Annotated in this window: 16 protein-coding genes; 12 read left to right on the forward strand and 4 right to left on the reverse strand. The window is 33.3% G+C overall.

Annotated features, from left to right (window positions below):
- Nucleotides 1-13 precede the first annotated feature (13 nt).
- The 6 genes from ABEG11_RS14215 to ABEG11_RS14240 all read left to right on the forward strand — a co-directional run bounded on the left by ABEG11_RS14215 (nt 14) and on the right by ABEG11_RS14240 (nt 5,824).
- Nucleotides 14-913, forward strand: coding sequence for a FecR family protein (locus ABEG11_RS14215; RefSeq protein WP_348824836.1), 900 nt, complete (start codon nt 14-16; stop codon nt 911-913).
- A gap of 27 nt (nt 914-940) precedes the next feature.
- Nucleotides 941-3,448 carry a TonB-dependent receptor gene (locus ABEG11_RS14220; RefSeq protein ID WP_348824837.1) on the forward strand — a complete coding sequence of 836 codons (2,508 nt, stop codon included), beginning with the start codon at nt 941-943 and terminating at the stop codon, nt 3,446-3,448.
- Nucleotides 3,449-3,605: 157 nt separating this feature from the next.
- Nucleotides 3,606-4,019, forward strand: a complete 414-nt coding sequence (locus tag ABEG11_RS14225) for an OB-fold protein (protein WP_348824838.1) — start codon at nt 3,606-3,608, stop codon at nt 4,017-4,019.
- Nucleotides 4,016-4,858 carry a DUF5777 family beta-barrel protein gene (locus tag ABEG11_RS14230; protein ID WP_348824839.1) on the forward strand — a complete coding sequence of 281 codons (843 nt, stop codon included), beginning with the start codon at nt 4,016-4,018 and terminating at the stop codon, nt 4,856-4,858. The genes ABEG11_RS14225 and ABEG11_RS14230 overlap by 4 nt, the downstream gene beginning before the upstream one ends.
- Before the next feature lie 19 nt (nt 4,859-4,877).
- Nucleotides 4,878-5,264, forward strand: a complete 387-nt coding sequence (locus ABEG11_RS14235) for a c-type cytochrome (protein WP_348824840.1) — start codon at nt 4,878-4,880, stop codon at nt 5,262-5,264.
- Nucleotides 5,265-5,269: 5 nt separating this feature from the next.
- Nucleotides 5,270-5,824, forward strand: coding sequence for a YceI family protein (locus ABEG11_RS14240; RefSeq protein WP_348824841.1), 555 nt, complete (start codon nt 5,270-5,272; stop codon nt 5,822-5,824).
- Nucleotides 5,825-5,976: 152 nt separating this feature from the next.
- On the opposite strand, the gene ettA is transcribed toward ABEG11_RS14240, so the two are convergent.
- From ettA to holA, 3 genes are all read right to left on the reverse strand, one after another.
- Entirely contained in the window at nt 5,977-7,668 is a 1,692-nt protein-coding gene (gene ettA, locus ABEG11_RS14245) for an energy-dependent translational throttle protein EttA (RefSeq protein WP_348824842.1), read from the reverse strand.
- A 343-nt stretch (nt 7,669-8,011) separates the two neighbouring features.
- Nucleotides 8,012-8,194 (reverse strand): CAL67264 family membrane protein, encoded by a 183-nt coding sequence (locus tag ABEG11_RS14250; RefSeq protein WP_348824843.1) that lies wholly within the window; start codon nt 8,192-8,194, stop codon nt 8,012-8,014.
- 50 nt (nt 8,195-8,244) lie between these two features.
- On the reverse strand, nt 8,245-9,249 hold the full coding sequence (holA, locus tag ABEG11_RS14255) for a DNA polymerase III subunit delta (protein WP_348824844.1): 1,005 nt from the start codon (nt 9,247-9,249) through the stop codon (nt 8,245-8,247).
- A gap of 93 nt (nt 9,250-9,342) precedes the next feature.
- On the opposite strand from holA, the gene ABEG11_RS14260 reads away from it, so the two are divergent.
- The 3 genes from ABEG11_RS14260 to ABEG11_RS14270 all read left to right on the forward strand — a co-directional run bounded on the left by ABEG11_RS14260 (nt 9,343) and on the right by ABEG11_RS14270 (nt 11,813).
- On the forward strand, nt 9,343-9,798 hold the full coding sequence (locus tag ABEG11_RS14260) for a type I restriction enzyme HsdR N-terminal domain-containing protein (protein WP_348824845.1): 456 nt from the start codon (nt 9,343-9,345) through the stop codon (nt 9,796-9,798).
- Nucleotides 9,799-9,888: 90 nt separating this feature from the next.
- Nucleotides 9,889-10,881, forward strand: coding sequence for a glycosyltransferase family 2 protein (locus ABEG11_RS14265; protein WP_348824846.1), 993 nt, complete (start codon nt 9,889-9,891; stop codon nt 10,879-10,881).
- 74 nt (nt 10,882-10,955) lie between these two features.
- A complete protein-coding gene (locus tag ABEG11_RS14270) occupies nt 10,956-11,813 on the forward strand; it encodes an OmpA/MotB family protein (RefSeq protein WP_348824847.1) in 858 nt (285 codons plus the stop codon).
- Nucleotides 11,814-11,939: 126 nt separating this feature from the next.
- Here the strand turns inward: ABEG11_RS14270 and ABEG11_RS14275 are convergent, their stop codons facing one another.
- Nucleotides 11,940-13,130 carry a proline dehydrogenase family protein gene (locus tag ABEG11_RS14275; protein ID WP_348824848.1) on the reverse strand — a complete coding sequence of 397 codons (1,191 nt, stop codon included), beginning with the start codon at nt 13,128-13,130 and terminating at the stop codon, nt 11,940-11,942.
- Between the two features lie 93 nt (nt 13,131-13,223).
- Here ABEG11_RS14275 and aroB point away from each other — a divergent pair, with 93 nt between their 5' ends.
- The 3 genes from aroB (at nt 13,224) to ABEG11_RS14290 (ending at nt 17,059) form a co-directional block, all read left to right on the forward strand.
- Nucleotides 13,224-14,291: a 3-dehydroquinate synthase gene (aroB, locus tag ABEG11_RS14280; protein ID WP_348824849.1), complete on the forward strand. Its 1,068-nt coding sequence runs from the start codon at nt 13,224-13,226 to the stop codon at nt 14,289-14,291.
- A 296-nt stretch (nt 14,292-14,587) separates the two neighbouring features.
- Complete coding sequence (locus ABEG11_RS14285; protein WP_348824850.1) at nt 14,588-15,985, forward strand: type III PLP-dependent enzyme domain-containing protein; 1,398 nt, start codon at nt 14,588-14,590, stop codon at nt 15,983-15,985.
- 102 nt (nt 15,986-16,087) lie between these two features.
- Nucleotides 16,088-17,059, forward strand: a complete 972-nt coding sequence (locus tag ABEG11_RS14290) for a deoxyhypusine synthase family protein (protein WP_348824851.1) — start codon at nt 16,088-16,090, stop codon at nt 17,057-17,059.
- The last annotated feature ends 9 nt before the right edge of the window (nt 17,060-17,068 follow it).

Genomic DNA, 17,068 nt, shown 5'->3' on the forward strand with positions numbered 1-17,068 from the left:
AATTCCAGCTACAATGAAAAAAGATCGCTTATTAGCAAAATGGCTCAACAATGATTTATCGCAAGATGAATTAGAAGCATTTCAAGCAAGTCCTGATTTCGAAAAATATCAAAAAATAAAAGATTACACCAATCATTTAGAAATAAGTGACCTGGACGAAAATGCTATGCTGGCCAATATCCTTAAGCAGAAAAAAGCTGTTCCTAAGGTAGTTCCGCTATACAATAATTGGGTGTTTCGAGCAGCAGCAATCTTTGTTATTGCCTTAGGGATTACTTTTACTTTAAAAGTTTTTGTACCACAGACACAAACCGCAGATTATGGAGAAAAAACAGCTTTCTCATTACCTGATGATTCAAAAGTAGTGATGAATTCGGGTTCCGAAATAAGTTATAAAAAATGGAATTGGGGCAATAATAGACATTTAGAACTCAAAGGCGAAGCATATTTTCAAGTATCCAAAGGAAAGAGATTTGAAGTGCAGACCAGTCTTGGAAAAGTATCAGTTCTGGGAACTCAGTTTAATGTAAAAGCCCGCAAAAACATGTTTGATGTTGTATGTTATGAAGGCCGTGTAAAAGTAAATTATGCTAATACCCAAATTCTATTGACTCATGGGCAAGGCGTCAGTTTTGAAAATGGAGAGCAGCTGAATGTAAAAACAAATACATCGAAGCCAGAATGGATGGACAACCAGATATCTTTTAATAAGGAAAATATCAGAACTATCCTGGACGAAGTTGAAAGACAATACAATATTACAATTGAATTAAATGTGAAAGATACCACCTCATTATTTACAGGAAAATTACCTTCTAAGGATTTGGATGTTGCTTTACAGATAATTAGCACGACTTACCATTTAAAAGCAAAAAAAGTATCTAAAAACAAAATAATTCTTGACGAAAAATAAATGTTGCTTCCTAAACGATTTCGTTTTTTGTTTTTCATACTTTTTCATGTCCTGAGTCTTTCTGCTCAGGACAATGGAAAAATTATGCCTTTTAAAAAAATAATCATCGATATTGAACAGCAGCATCATGTCAGTTTTAATTACACTGAAGATATTATTGCTGAACTGCAATTGAGCCCTCCCAAAAAAAATCTGCCTTTAGATCAAAAGCTCCGATATCTTTCAAAAAAAACCAGTTTGTCTTTTGAAAACATTGAAAATAAATTCATTAATATTTATAAAAAAGACAGCAAGATTCAGAAAATTTGCGGATACATTTTTTCAAGCATAGATAAAAAGCCAATTGAAAATGCAAATGTTAACTCAAGCAGTACAACACAGATTACAAGTGATTCAAATGGTTATTTTGAGTTTGAAAAAGGAGATATAAATATTATTGTAATCAGTCACGTTGGGTTTATTTCGAAAAAAATCGCTGCAGATGATGTAACTTCTGAAAATTGTCTTCACATTATTTTAGAACCAGAGATTACAGAGCTGGAAGAAATTAAAGCGCATGGTATTCTGGCTTCGGGTATCTCAAAAAACAAAGATGGCTCGTTCGAGATTAGGCCCAAAAAATTTGGTATTCTTCCCGGTCTTATCGAACCTGATGCTTTGCAGACTATGCAGCAGATACCTGGTGTAAACAGTATAGACGAAAGTGTATCGAGCATTAATGTACGAGGCGGTACGCATGATCAGAATCTGTTTTTGTGGAATGGGATAAGAATGTACCAGACAGGTCATTTTTTTGGGTTAATATCTGCCTTTAATCCAAATCTGGCTCACAGTATTTCTATTTATAAAGATGGAAGTTCTGCTTTTTTTGGAGAAAGTGTGTCGAGCGTAGTAGCCATTTCTTCTACTCCCAATACTGCAGAAAAAAATTCGTTTAGTGCAGGAATAAATATGATTAATGCTGATGTTTATGCGAAGTACAATCTTTCGCAAAAGAGTTATATCGAAATTGCAGGGCGCAAATCCATTACTGATTATGTAGAAACCCCAACTTATAGAGAATATTTAAATAAAGTTTTTCAAAATACAACCATAACTGATTTTTCGCAAAAACAAAATGTCAATTATAAAAGTGATAAAGAATTTGATTTCTACGATGCAACGTTAAAATATGCTCAGAAAATTGGAACTAAAAACCTGCTGACATTAGATTTAATAACAATAAAAGACAATCTGGAAGTTTTTCAGAGTGCGAGTGTAAATAACATCAATAAATCGGAAGACAATATTTTGCGCCAGCAGAACTATGGTGGAAATCTGGCATGGAAAACTAACTGGAATATGTATAATAGAACAGAGATCAATCTGTATAATTCGTCATACAAACTTTCTGCAAATCAAAATAACACAGCAGATGATCAAATAGTTGTTCAGGAAAATACAGTAAACAATAATGGAATTAATTTAGAAAATAATCATACCATAAACTCCAGATTTAGTTTTAATGATGGATATCAGTTTAATGAAATTGGGATAACCAATTTAGAGCAGGTGAACAATCCAGATTTTTATCGTAAAATAAAAGACGTTCTCAGGACTCACGCTTTAATTTTCGAAGGAAAGTACAACGATACACTTTCTAGAATTTACTTTAAAGCCGGTACCAGAATCAATTATATTGAAAAATTCAAAAAATACATTATAGAACCCCGGATGCAATTTATTTACGGGATTAGCAGAAGTTTGAATTTAGAACTGCTGGGGGAATTAAAAAGCCAGAACTCACAGCAGATTATTGATTTGCAGAAGGATTATTTTGGCATCGAAAAAAGACGCTGGGTCATTGCAGATAATGCAACAATCCCTGTTCAGCGCAGTAAGCAGATATCCTTTAATATATTTTATAAAAAAAATGACTGGCTGCTGGATATAGAGAATTTCTATAAAAAAGTGACCGGAATTACAACTTCCAGCCAAGGCTTTCAAAATCAATTGGAGTTTGTAAGAACTACTGGTGATTATGAAGTTTTAGGAACCGAATTTCTAATTCAGAAAAAAATAAATCACTTTCTCACCTGGTTTAGCTATACTTATAATGATAATAATTATGATTTTCCAAGTTATGAATATCCCAGTTTTCCAAATAACTTTGAATTGACTCATACACTTTCGTGGGCAGGAATTTATGAACGAAACAATTTTAAAATTGCTTTGGGAACAAAATGGTCATCCGGCCGGCCAAAAACCTCTCCAGACAATTCTCAAATCGATTTTTCCAATCCTGTGCTGGTCTATAACAAACCCAACAATACCAACCTTCATATATTTTCGCAGGTCAATATATCATCGACCTATAAATGGAAAAATAAAAATGGCATACAATACAAATTAGGTGTTTCGGTCCTAAATATCCTTAACAGAAAAAATGAAATCAGCGAATATTATAGAATCAGCAATTTAACAAATTCTATAGAGGAAGTTGAAACATTTGCCTTGCAAAGAACTCCAAACGTGAGCTTTAGAATTTCCATGTAACTCTAACTTAAGGATTTCAAAAAATCCTTTCTCTATTTTTTTACTTTTTTTTTATAAAACAACAATTCTTTGGTAGGGTAAACTGCTTAAAGGCTGTTTTACTATTGAATTCTATTCAAAAAAGAAAAAGCATTTCTCCTATTTAAAATTAAATATTATGAAAAGAAAAAAAATAGCATTAGGAATTGCGAGCTTACTGCTGATGGCATCTGCTGGTATTTATTTGTATTACGGTGTCGTTTTTAAGGAAGCCCGCAATATAGAATCCGAAACTCCCGATCTAAATGTATCTGCTGCCAAATTATTCAGCGATTACAATACAAGTCCAGAAAAAGCAGATTTAAAATACCTTAACAAAACTATTCAGATAACAGGCAAAATCATCAAAGAGACTGATTCTGTAATCCAGCTTGATAACAATATTTTCTGTCTTTTTATCAAAAAAACAAAAACTCCTATTATCAATAATACAGTGACAATTAAAGGCAAATGTATTGGTTACGACGAACTCTTTCAAGAAGTTAAATTAGATCAATGCACTATTAACAATAAACAATCAAATAATTTATGAAGAATTTTTTAGTCCCATTATGTCTTTTTATGGTTAGCATAGCATATTCGCAAGACGATCTGCTCAACAGCCTTGACTCTGCACAAGTAGATAAAAACTACTCTACAGCTACTTTCAAAGCCTTACAGCTGGTCACATTGCAAACCACAAAAATGCCTGCAAAAAAAGAATTTTATTTTGTTGTCTCGCATCGTTTTGGCACTGTAAAAGACGGTCTAGACAGTTTTTTTGGTCTAGATGAAGCTACTACAAAACTGGGCGGTATTTATGGAATTACCGATTGGTTATCTGTTAGCCTTTCCAGGCACACATTCAATAAAATGTATGAAACTGGAGCAAAATACCGAATGCTAAGACAAGACGATAGCTTTCCTGTAGATGTTGCAGGATACAGTGTTGCTGATATAAACACATATTTAGAGAAAGACCAATATCCTGGTTTAGAATCGAAGCATCGTTTTACATACATACAGCAGCTGCTGATATCAAGAAAAATAAGTCCAAAAATATCATTGGAATTAGTACCATCATTTATACATAAAAACCTTTACAATCCTGAAATAGAAAATGATAACCAGTTTTCGTTTGGTGGAGGCGGACGCTATAAAATCACAAAAAGGCTGTCTGTCAATGTAGAATACATGCACAATTTTGACAAACCTGATTTTTATGAAAATCCTTTATCGGTTGGTCTTGACGTAGAAACGGGAGGGCATGTTTTTCAGCTGATTTTTACCAATTCACAATCCATGAGCGAAAGCGGATATCTTACTAATGCTTCTGGTGAATGGGGAAAAGGAGACTTCTTTTTTGGATTTAACTTATACAGAATATTTTAATAACTATAAACTATAAATTATGAAAAAAGCGATTGCATTTACAATTTTACTAGCTTCATTGGCAAGCTGCAGTGATTCTGATACATATCAGGAAATTGAAACACCGCCTGGAACAGGAACTCCTCCTCCTACTACAGAACCGGCAGCGAAACTTACTTATACTAAAAATGTAAAATCAATTATTGATGCTAATTGTATAACCTGTCATCAGACTGGAAAAGCGGCAGCTTTCAGGCCTCTGACTACTTATGCTCAAGTAAAAGAAGCAGTACAAAGCGCAGGACTATTAAACCGCATACAGCTGCAGAATGGCGAGCAAGGAATTATGCCACAGGGAGGCAGAATGTCTCAGGCTAATATTGATATTATTAAAAAGTGGAATACTGACGGACTACTAGAAAACTAATTATTTTGAAAAAAACATTTGTAATACTATTTTCATTGCTATTAATTATTGCAGCAGGTACTGATGTGTTTGCGCAGAAGCTGATAACAAAAACAGGAAATATAAAATTTCAGGCTTCTGTAGCTTCATATGAAGAAGTAGCTGCCGAAAATAAAAGTACTTCAGCGGTTTTAGAACAGTCGAGTGGTGATTTTGCTGCATTGGTTCTCATAAAAGGGTTTCAATTTAAAATAGCCTTGATGGAGGAACATTTTAACGAAAACTATATGGAATCCGAAAAATTCTCAAAAGCCACTTTAAAAGGCAAAATAGAAAATTTTGACATTGCAAAAATTACAAATACCCCTGCAAATTATACTTTAAAGGGAGATTTTACAATTCACGGAAAAACAAAACCTTTAACAGTAATCCTAAAAATTTCGAAAGCTGCCAATGGAGTGAATGTTACAGGTTCATTTGATGTAAAACCTGAAGACTTTGATATAGAAATACCGAGCCTTGTCAGAAAAAAAATTGCTGACAAAGTAAAAATTAATTACAATTTTTTATTAACTAAATAATAATGAATTACGTATTGATAACAAATCATTTTCATTAAGTATTTTATTTTGAAAAGATCAGTTTATAGAATACTGGCATCATTATTATTTCTACACAAAAAGCCTCAAATTACTAATAGAATTTGAGGCTTTTATTATATAAAAATCAATTATTATCTAATTAACTTTCTGTATTTCAGTCGTTTTGGTGTTAAATCACCGCCTAAACGTTTCTTTTTGTTTTCTTCATATTCAGTGAAGCTTCCTTCGAAGAAATATACTTCAGAGTCACCCTCAAAAGCAAGGATATGAGTACATATTCTGTCAAGGAACCATCTGTCGTGCGAAATTACAACGGCACATCCTGCAAAATTCTCTAGACCTTCCTCTAATGCACGGAGCGTGTTTACGTCCAAGTCATTCGTTGGTTCATCCAAAAGCAGTACATTTCCTTCTTCTTTCAAAGTCATTGCTAAGTGCAGACGGTTACGCTCACCACCGGAAAGCATTGAAACTTTCTTGTTCTGCTCGCCTCCGCCAAAATTAAATCTTGACAAATAAGCTCTTGAATTCACTTGTTTTCCGCCCATCATAATCAATTCCTGACCATCGGCAAAGTTTTCCCAGATGGATTTGTTTGGGTCAATGTTTGAATGCGACTGATCTACATAAGCAATTTTCACGGTTTCACCCACAGAAAATTCACCGCTGTCTGTTTTCTGTTCTCCCATAATCATTTTGAAAATAGTAGATTTACCAGCACCATTTGGTCCGATAATCCCAACAATTCCAGCTTGTGGCAAAGTAAAATTCAGGTTGTCGTATAATAATTTATCTCCAAAAGCCTTTGCAACATTTTTGGCTTCGATAACATTTGTCCCTAATCTTGGACCATTTGGAATGTAAATTTCTAATTTTTCATCCAATTGTTTTTGGTCTTCGTTCAAGAGTTTATCGTAGTTCTGCAAACGTGCTTTTTGTTTTGTCTGACGGCCTTTTGCACCTTGACGAACCCAGTCAAGCTCACGCTCCAATGTTTTTCTGCGTTTAGAAGCCACTTTTTCTTCCTGTGCCAGACGGTTTGATTTTTGGTCAAGCCAAGAAGAATAATTTCCTTTCCATGGAATACCTTCTCCTCTATCCAGTTCCAGAATCCAGCCAGCCACATTATCCAGGAAATAACGGTCGTGTGTCACGGCAATTACAGTTCCTGCATATTGAGCCAAGTGCTGCTCTAACCAAAGTACAGATTCTGCATCCAAGTGGTTGGTAGGCTCATCCAAAAGCAATACATCTGGCTGCTGCAATAACAAACGGCATAAAGCCACACGGCGGCGCTCTCCTCCTGAAAGGTTTTTGATAGGCGTATCACCATCCGGCGTACGCAGCGCGTCCATTGCGATTTCTAATTTGGTATCGATTTCCCAAGCCCCAAGAGCGTCAATTTTATCCTGCAGTGCAGCCTGACGATCCATCAATTTGTCCATTTTATCTGGATCGGAATAGTTTTCTTCAAGACCAAACAAATCATTGATCTGGTTGTATTCTTCCAAAACGGCCATTGTTTCGGCAGCACCTTCACGAACAATCTCGATTACTGTTTTCGAATCATCAAGAATTGGTTCCTGCTCTAAATAACCAACAGTGTAGCCCGGCTGAAAAACCACATCTCCCTGATAGTTTTTATCAACTCCTGCAATAATCTTTAAAAGAGATGATTTACCTGAACCATTTAAACCCAAAATACCAATTTTGGCTCCGTAAAAGAAACTCAAGTAGATATTTTTAAGAACAGGTTTATCTGCTCCCTGATAGGTTTTGCTCAATTTCTGCATTGAGAAAATTACCTTTTTATCGTCTGACATATTATTATGATTTTAATTTTTACAAGGATACAAATATAGCATTATTAAAGAAATAATAAATACGTTTTCCTTAAAGTCAAAGCTTGAAAATTTGTGAACCAGAAAGGCTTGTTATTCATCTGGTTTTTTATAAAATTGCGACTTAACCAATTCAGATTTTTACTTCCTTTTCACGTTGAATAGATTGCGGGATTAAAATCATTTTTTAAAATTAATTTCCTATTGGATTTTGTGTAAACAGCCACAATCAATAAAAGCAATTCTTCCAGAAAGTAAAATTTCATCATAAAAAAAACGGTTAATGCCAAAAAAAAGCAATAACCGTTATCACAATTGTTATTTTTTATACACGTCCTTTCAAAGCATTAAATACCCAGGCATTTGCCAGAAATCCTAAGCCAACCGCTGCAAAGCCCCAGCCAGCAACATCATCGTATCGAAAAGCACCTAATCCTATTAGCAAAAATCCCATAAGTATCATGATGAAAGTTGCCCATCCCAAAATAGTATTTTTATTCATTCCCATAGTTGTAGTATTTGTTTTTAGAAGGGTACAAATATCGTTATTTTTAGACTTTAATTAAAAATTTTATATAGCATTTCCTTTAATAAATCAGCCTGAGACAAGCTATTAGCACCCACTCCTTTGCTTTTTACATCAGTATCACGTAATGAAGCAACAATCTGGCTCACTTTTTTCATCGGGTAATTTTTTAAAGCGACATCATAATCTTTTAGAAAAAAAGGATTAACACCCAGTACAGATGCTGCATTTTTAGGATTTTTATCTTTCAATCCGTGATATTTCAGTAATTGAATGAAAAATCCAAACACCAAACCAGTAGTCATAACTATTGGATTGTCCTTTGGATTTTGGGCAAAATTCTCGGCTATTTTATATGCTTTTAACTGATTGCGTTCGCCAATAGCTTTTCGCAATTCAAAGACATTATAATCTTTGCTAAAACCGATATTTTCCTCAATATCTTTGGCAGAAATGGTACTTCCAACTGGTAAAATAATTTGTAATTTTTCGAGTTCATTGTTAATTTTACTCAAATCTGTTCCTAAAAACTCAACCAGCATTGCCGAAGCTTTTGGTTCTATAGCATATTTTTTTCCAGCCAAAACCCGTTTAATCCAATCCCCTACTTGATTTTCATATAACTTTTTACTTTCATAAACGATTCCGTTTTTAGCTAGAAGTTTTGTGGCTTTTTTTCTTTTATCAAGCGTTTTATATTTGTAACAAAAGACCAAAACTGTCGAAAGCATAGGGTTTTCTGCATAACTTTCAATTTTATCGATAGTTCTCGACAAATCCTGTGCTTCTTTCACAATGACAACTTGACGATCAGCCATCATTGGATAGCGTTTTGCAGTCGACACAACATCATCGATACTCACATCTCTTCCGTACAAAACGGTTTGATTAAATCCCTTTTCTTCTTCAGCTAAAACATTTGTTTCTATGTATTCCGATAATTTATCAATGTAATAAGGCTCTTCACCCATCAAAAAATAGATAGGTTTGATGTTTCCTGCTTTTATATCATTTACAATCTTTACGACTTCGTCCATTTTTTGGATTTATGGTTCTTAGTTTATTGTTTATAGTTATTTTTTGTAAAAGAACAAATCATAAACAATAAACAAAATAACTATTTTTGCCTCATGCAAAAACTCAATTTTCCTTCTTATACTTTTCGTTTCAAAAATAGCGAAAATAAAGTATCTATTTTTGATACAATTCGGAAAAAATTTATCATTCTAACGCCTGAAGAATGGGTTCGCCAACACGTTGTCCAGTTTTTACTGGAAGAAAAAAAGTATCCAAAATCATTGATTAATGTCGAAAAAGTTTTAATAGTTAATGGATTGCGAAAAAGGTATGATGTTGTGGTATTTAATCCTGACGGGACAATTTTTATTCTGATTGAATGCAAAGCTCCTGAGATAAAAATTTCCCAAGCCACTTTTGACCAGATTGCACGATATAATATGACCCTCGAATCCGAATTTTTGATGGTTACTAATGGCTTAAATCATTATTTTTGCCTTATGGATTTTGAAAATGAAAAATATGAATTTTTGAAGGAATTGCCTAATTATAAAGGTTTGAAAGTTTAGATTATTGGACGCTTAGACTTTTTTAGAGTCTAAAAAACAATAGTTCAATAATATATGAATCCAAGAAATCTAATAATCCTAAAAGTCTAAATGAAAATAGCCGTAATTATATTGAATTGGAATGGTACTAAACTCTTAGAACAGTTTTTGCCTTCGGTTCTTCAATTTTCGCCCGAAGCAGCTATATATGTTGCTGATAACGCTTCAACTGATGATTCGGTGGCGTTTGTAAAAAGCAATTTCCCCACTGTACAGATAGTGCAGAATAAAACTAATAAAGGCTTTGCGGGAGGTTATAATGATGCTTTGCAGCATATTGATGCTGAAATTTATGCTCTGGTAAATTCAGACATTGAGGTTACAGAGAATTGGTTAAAACCTATACTCAAAACTTTTGAATCCGAACAAGATACAGCAATCATACAGCCTAAGATACTGGATTTCAAGCGAAAGAATTATTTTGAATATGCTGGCGCCGCGGGTGGCTTTATAGATAAATATGGTTATCCATTCTGTCGTGGACGTATTTTTGATACTATAGAGACAGACGATGGCCAGTATGACGATCCAGCTGAAATATTCTGGGCTTCGGGAGCTTGTTTCTTTATTAGAAGCAGTGTTTACAAAGAATTAAAAGGTTTTGATGAAGATTTTTTTGCCCATCAGGAAGAGATAGATTTATGCTGGCGCGCCATGAATAAAGGCTATAAAATCAAATACAATTCAGGATCAGTGGTTTATCATGTTGGAGGGGCCACTTTGAAGCAGGCAAATCCTCAAAAAACGTTTCTGAATTTTAGAAATTCACTATTAATGTTAACAAAAAATTTACCACTAAAAAAACTATTTTCAGTACTTTTTGTACGCTTGGTGCTGGATGGAGCTGCTGGTGTAAAATTTATATTCTCAAGTCAATTTGCTCATTGCTGGGCAATTATACGCGCTCATTTTTCTTTTTACAGGCTATTCTATAAAAATTATCGAAAAAGAGAAAAAAATCAAAGTGAAATATACTTTAAAACTAAAAGCATCGTTTATGGTTATTATGTTAAAGGTGGCACAGTTTTTGTTGACCTTATTTAACAATAATTTACATTTAAAATTAACATTTAACAACTAACTTTGTAATTCACACGTTTAATTAAATTATGCATTCTATGAAAAAAATAATGATTACACTATCCGCTTTAGTTCTTCTTACATCTTGCGTTTCTAAAAAGGAATATGCAGCGCTAGAAGCTAAAAACAAGGAAACACAAGATTTATTGAATACTTGTACTGTAAAATTAAATTCTTGCTTAGAAGAAAAAGCTGGCCTTAAAGCAACTGTAGATGGCCTAAGAGAAACCAATCAGCATTTAATTTCTACTTCAAAAGATATGACTGTTTTATCTACTAAAGGAGCAGAAAATATTGAGAAAGCTTTGGAATCCATAAAAGAAAAAGACTTAAAAATCAGCAGAATGCAAGATGCATTGACTAAAAAAGACAGTGTTACACTTGCTGTTGTTACCAGCTTAAAATCAGTAGTTGGAATGGATGATCAAGACATCGAAATTAATGTTGATAAAGGAGTGGTTTTTATCTCTATTTCTGATAAAATGCTATTCAAGAGCGGCAGCTACGAAGTAAGCGATAAAGCAAAAGGAGTTTTGGCAAAAGTGGCAAAAGTAGTTAACGATAAACCAGATTTTGAATGTATGGTTGAAGGCCACACAGATACTGATGTATTAAAAGGAAACGCTTGTTTAATAGATAACTGGGATTTGAGTGTTAAACGTTCTACATCAATTATCCGTATTCTATCTAAAGATTTAGGAGTAAATCCAGCCCAATTAATTGCAGCGGGAAGAAGTTCTTACGTTCCTTTGGTTCCTAATGATTCTCCTGAAAACAAATCTAAAAACAGAAGAACACGTATCTATGTAATGCCAAAAATTGATCAGTTCTATGATATGGTTGAAAAAGAAATGAAAAAACCTGGATCTACAACAGCTGCACCAGTTCAGAAATAAGGACTAATTATAATTCACAAAAAACGCTTCGATGTTTTCGAAGCGTTTTTTTTTATCCATTTGCTTCAAAAGCAAATGGATTTTTTATACAATTTCTAAATATTTCTCAGATATTTTGAATATCAGTTAAATACTGTGTACACTTTCCAGTTTCCCTTTTCTCCTATTACGTTCCGCTTTAATCATAGAAAGTTCACGGCTTGTTTGTCCTGCAACTGAAGTGTTTTCTTCGGCACGGCGGATCAAGTATGGCATAACATCTTTTACTGGTCCAAAAGGCAGGTATTTTGCAATATTATAGCCATTAGCCGCTAAATTATAACTGATGTTGTCGCTCATTCCATACAGCTGGCCAAACCATATTCTGTCATCGTTTGTTGGGATACCTTTGATTTTCATAAGTTCCATTAACTTATAAGTACTCTCTTCATTATGAGTTCCTGCAAAAATAGACATGGTTTCTAAATGTTCAACCATATAAAGTACAGCTGCATCATAGTTAATATCCGAAGCTTCTTTAGATGCACATATAGGTGTAGGGTACCCTTTTTCTTCGGCGCGAAGGTTTTCTTTTTCCATATAAGCACCACGCACCAATTTCATTCCAATAAAAAAACCTTCTGTTTTTGCTTTTTCATGCAATTGCTTCAAATAATCTAAACGATCCCAGCGATACATCTGTAATGTGTTAAATACAATAACTTTTTCCTTATTGTATTTGCGCATCATTTCGGTTACCAGATCATCAGCAGCTTCTTGCATCCAGCTCTCTTCGGCATCAATTAATAAAGCTACATTTTTTTTATGAGCTTCACCGCATACTTGATCAAATCGTGCTGTTACTCTATTCCATTCTTGCTGTTCTTCTGGGGTCAGCGTCTGTTTTTCACCAATTTTTTCATATAAATCCAAACGCCCCAACCCTGTTGGCTTGAATACTGCAAATGGGATTGCTTGACGTTCTTTAGCAAATTCAATTGTTTTTAAGGTCATTTCAAGAGCAGCATCAAATTGATTTTCCTCTTCTTTTCCTTCAACAGAATAATCTAAAACAGATGAAACTCCTTTGGTGTACATTTTATCAACGACCGTTAAGCAGTCATTCTCATTTACGCCTCCGCAAAAATGATCAAAAACAGTTGCCCTGATTAAGCTTTCGACAGGAAGATTTGCTTTGATTGCAAAATTGGTAACTGCAGTTCCTATACGAACTAATGGCTGGCTATTGATTAATTTGAAAAGAAAATAGGCTCTGTCGAGTTCCGTATCACTTTTCAATGCAAACGCAATTTGTGAGTTATTGAAAATATTATTCATTTTTTGTTATATTTTTTATGCAAATATAAAGAGAGTAAGTCATAAATATTAGCAAAATTTGCCTTATTTTGCGGTTTTAATTAAAATAAAATCATGCAATCTATAGAAGCAAATAATTATCCCGTACATTTTAATGAAACCGGATATGAAAGACTAAATCAGCACTTAAAAGAGAACAAATATTCTAATATTTTTATTATTGTAGACACTAATACAAATGAATATTGCCTGCCAATATTATTACCCTTAATAGAAACTGATCTGACTATCGAAATCATAGAATTTGAAGCGGGAGAAATCAATAAAAATATAGAAACCTGTATTGAAATATGGAATGTTTTGACAGAACTGGGCGCTGATAGAAAAACATTAGTAATAAATATTGGCGGAGGCGTAGTAACTGATTTGGGTGGCTTTGTCGCATCTACTTTTAAAAGAGGTGTAGATTTTATTCATATTCCAACGACTTTATTGTCTATGGTTGATGCTTCAGTTGGCGGAAAAAATGGTGTCGATCTAGGAAATTTAAAAAACCAGATTGGTGTAATCAATACGCCAAAAATGGTTTTAGTAGATACCACGTACCTCAAAACTGTTCCTCAGAACGAAATGCGTTCAGGACTTGCAGAAATGTTAAAGCACGGATTAATATTTGATAAAAATTACTGGGAATCTTTTTTGAGTATAAAGGAGATAAATTTTGATCAATTGGATAATTTAATTCATCGTTCGGTTGAAATCAAGAACATTATTGTAATGCAGGATCCAACTGAAAAGAATATTAGAAAATCACTAAATTTCGGACATACATTAGGACACGCTATTGAAGGCTATTTTCTGGAAAATAAAAATAAGACTACTTTACTGCATGGCGAAGCAATAGCAGCAGGAATGATCCTGGAAAGCTATATCTCATTGCACAAAAATCTAATCAGCGAAGATGAATATCATCAAATAAAGTCGGTTTTAAAGTCAATATATGATGATATAATTTTTGAAGAAAATGATATAGATCCGATCTTAGAATTACTGATTCATGACAAGAAAAATGAGTATGGAATGATACAATTTGCATTAATTGAAGGCATCGGAAAAATTAAAATCAATCAATCTGTTGAAAACGAATTGATTCTAAAGGCTTTTGAAGATTATAAATCTTAGCTATTTTTTAATAAAAAGGATTGCTTTACGTTTATATTATTTTTTACATTTGCCACAATGAACAAAAATAAAAATACCAAAATGTTTTCTGCCAAAAGAAATAGGAACAATAGAGCTTTTTTGAGCATGTTGAAACGTTTCTATGGGATAAAAGGAAACTTTAGTTTTGACGTATTTCAATATTTTAAGGCAAATTATGAAGAGCTTCAGCTCATCTATGCTAATATTAGGGTCTGATTTTGTATTAATTCTATTTTTTTTAAATACAATTAATTCATAAAATCCTAAAAAAAACAATGAATACAAAATATTCTGACTTAATAAATCAAACGTATTACTTTCCGCAGGAAGAATTCAAATTAAACAAGGACAATCTTCAGTTTCATAATATTGATCTTATGAAATTGGTAGAAAAATATGGAACTCCTTTAAAATTTACTTATTTGCCTCAAATATCCAATAATATTAACAAAGCCAAATCCTGGTTTCGTAAATCAATGGAAAAAAACAAATATGAGGCTAAATATTTTTATTGCTATTGCACCAAAAGCTCTCATTTTGAATATATTATGAATGAGGCTTTTAAAAACAATATCCATATCGAGACATCATCTGCTTTTGATATTAATATTGTTGAAAATTTGCTGGAAAAAGGAAAAATCAATAAAAGCACTTATATTATATGTAATGGTTTCAAAAGAGATCAATATATTGAGAATATTGCCAGATTAGTTAATAACGGGCATAAAAATACTATTCCTATAATTGATAATTATGAGGAACTGGATTTGCTGCAAGGAGAAATAAAAGGCAAATTTAAAATAGGTATCCGAATTGCTGCCGAGGAGGAACCAAAATTTGAGTTTTATACTTCCAGATTGGGAATTGGATATAAAAATATAGTTCCTTTTTATAAAAAAGAAATAAAAGAGAATAAAAATCTGGAACTTAAAATGTTGCACTTTTTTATTAATACAGGAATCAATGACAATGCTTATTATTGGAATGAACTTGTAAAATGTATAAAGGTGTATGTTGCTCTCAAAAAGGAATGCCCTACTCTTGATGGATTAAATATCGGCGGTGGTTTTCCAATCAAGAATTCATTGGCTTTCGAATATGATTACCAATATATGATTGATGAGATTATCAATCAGATTAAAATTGCCTGTGACGAAGCTGAAGTTGATGTTCCAAATATTTTTACCGAATTTGGTTCATTTACAGTTGGAGAAAGCGGTGGCGCAATTTATCAGGTTTTATACCAGAAACAGCAGAATGACAGAGAAAAATGGAATATGATAGATTCATCTTTCATTACTACCCTTCCAGATACTTGGGCCATTAATAAACGTTTCATTATGTTGGCAATTAACAGATGGAACGATACCTATGAAAGGGTTTTGTTAGGTGGAATGACTTGCGACAGCGATGATTACTACAACTCTGAACAGAATATGAATGCAATTTATCTGCCAAAATACAACAAGGAAAAACCATTATATTTAGGTTTTTTCAACACGGGTGCCTATCAGGAAACTATTGGAGGCTATGGAGGTTTGCATCACTGCCTTATACCACAGCCAAAACACATTCTGATAGACCGAGATGAAAATGGCATACTCGCAACCGAAGTATTCTCAGAGCAGCAGACAGCTGATGATGTATTAAAAATATTAGGCTATAATAAATAGCAATAAAAATTGTTATTTAAAGAATTTAATATTTATAAATTTATTTTATTTGTAAATTAAAATCTCCAAATAACCTTTTAACATTAAATAAAAAAGAAAAAAATGAGTAAAGGACCAATCAGTCAGTTTATTGAAAAGCATTACCTGCATTTTAATTCAGCATCTTTAGTTGATGCGGCAAAAGCTTATGAGCAGCAATTGGCCAATGGAGCAAAAATGATGGTAAGTATGGCTGGCGCAATGAGTACAGCTGAAATTGGAAAGATTTTTGCCGAAATAATCCGTCAGGATAAAGTTCAGATTATTTCATGTACAGGAGCTAATCTTGAAGAAGATATCATGAATCTGGTAGCACATTCTCATTATGAGAGAGTACCTCATTATCGTGACTTGACTCCTCAGGATGAATGGGATTTACTGGAAAGAGGATTGAACAGAGTTACTGATACCTGTATCCCTGAGCATGAGGCTTTTCGTCGTCTTCAAAAACATATATATAAAATCTGGAAAGAAGCTGATGACAAAGGAGAAAGATATTTTCCTCATGAATTCATGTATAAAATGCTGCTTTCAGGTGTATTAGAAGAATATTATGAAATTGACTTAAAAGATAGCTGGATGTATGCTGCAGCTGAGAAAAATTTGCCTATTATTGTACCAGGATGGGAAGATAGTACTATGGGAAATATTTTTGCATCATACGTTATCAAAGGAGATTTGAAGGCATCTACCATGAAATCAGGAATTGAATATATGACGTTCCTTGCTGACTGGTATCCAAAAAACAGTTCAAATGGAATTGGTTTTTTCCAGATTGGCGGCGGTATTGCTGGTGATTTTCCAATATGCGTAGTACCAATGCTATATCAGGATATGGAAATGCATGATGTCCCTTTCTGGAGTTATTTCTGTCAAATATCTGATTCAACAACGAGTTATGGTTCTTATTCGGGTGCAGTCCCTAATGAAAAAATTACCTGGGGTAAATTAGATATCAAAACTCCAAAATTCATCATTGAGTCTGATGCTACTATTGTGGCTCCATTAATTTTTGCATATTTGTTAGATTTATAATAATTATTT

This window comes from Flavobacterium aestuarii, assembly GCF_040049115.1.
Lineage (GTDB): Bacteria > Bacteroidota > Bacteroidia > Flavobacteriales > Flavobacteriaceae > Flavobacterium > Flavobacterium aestuarii.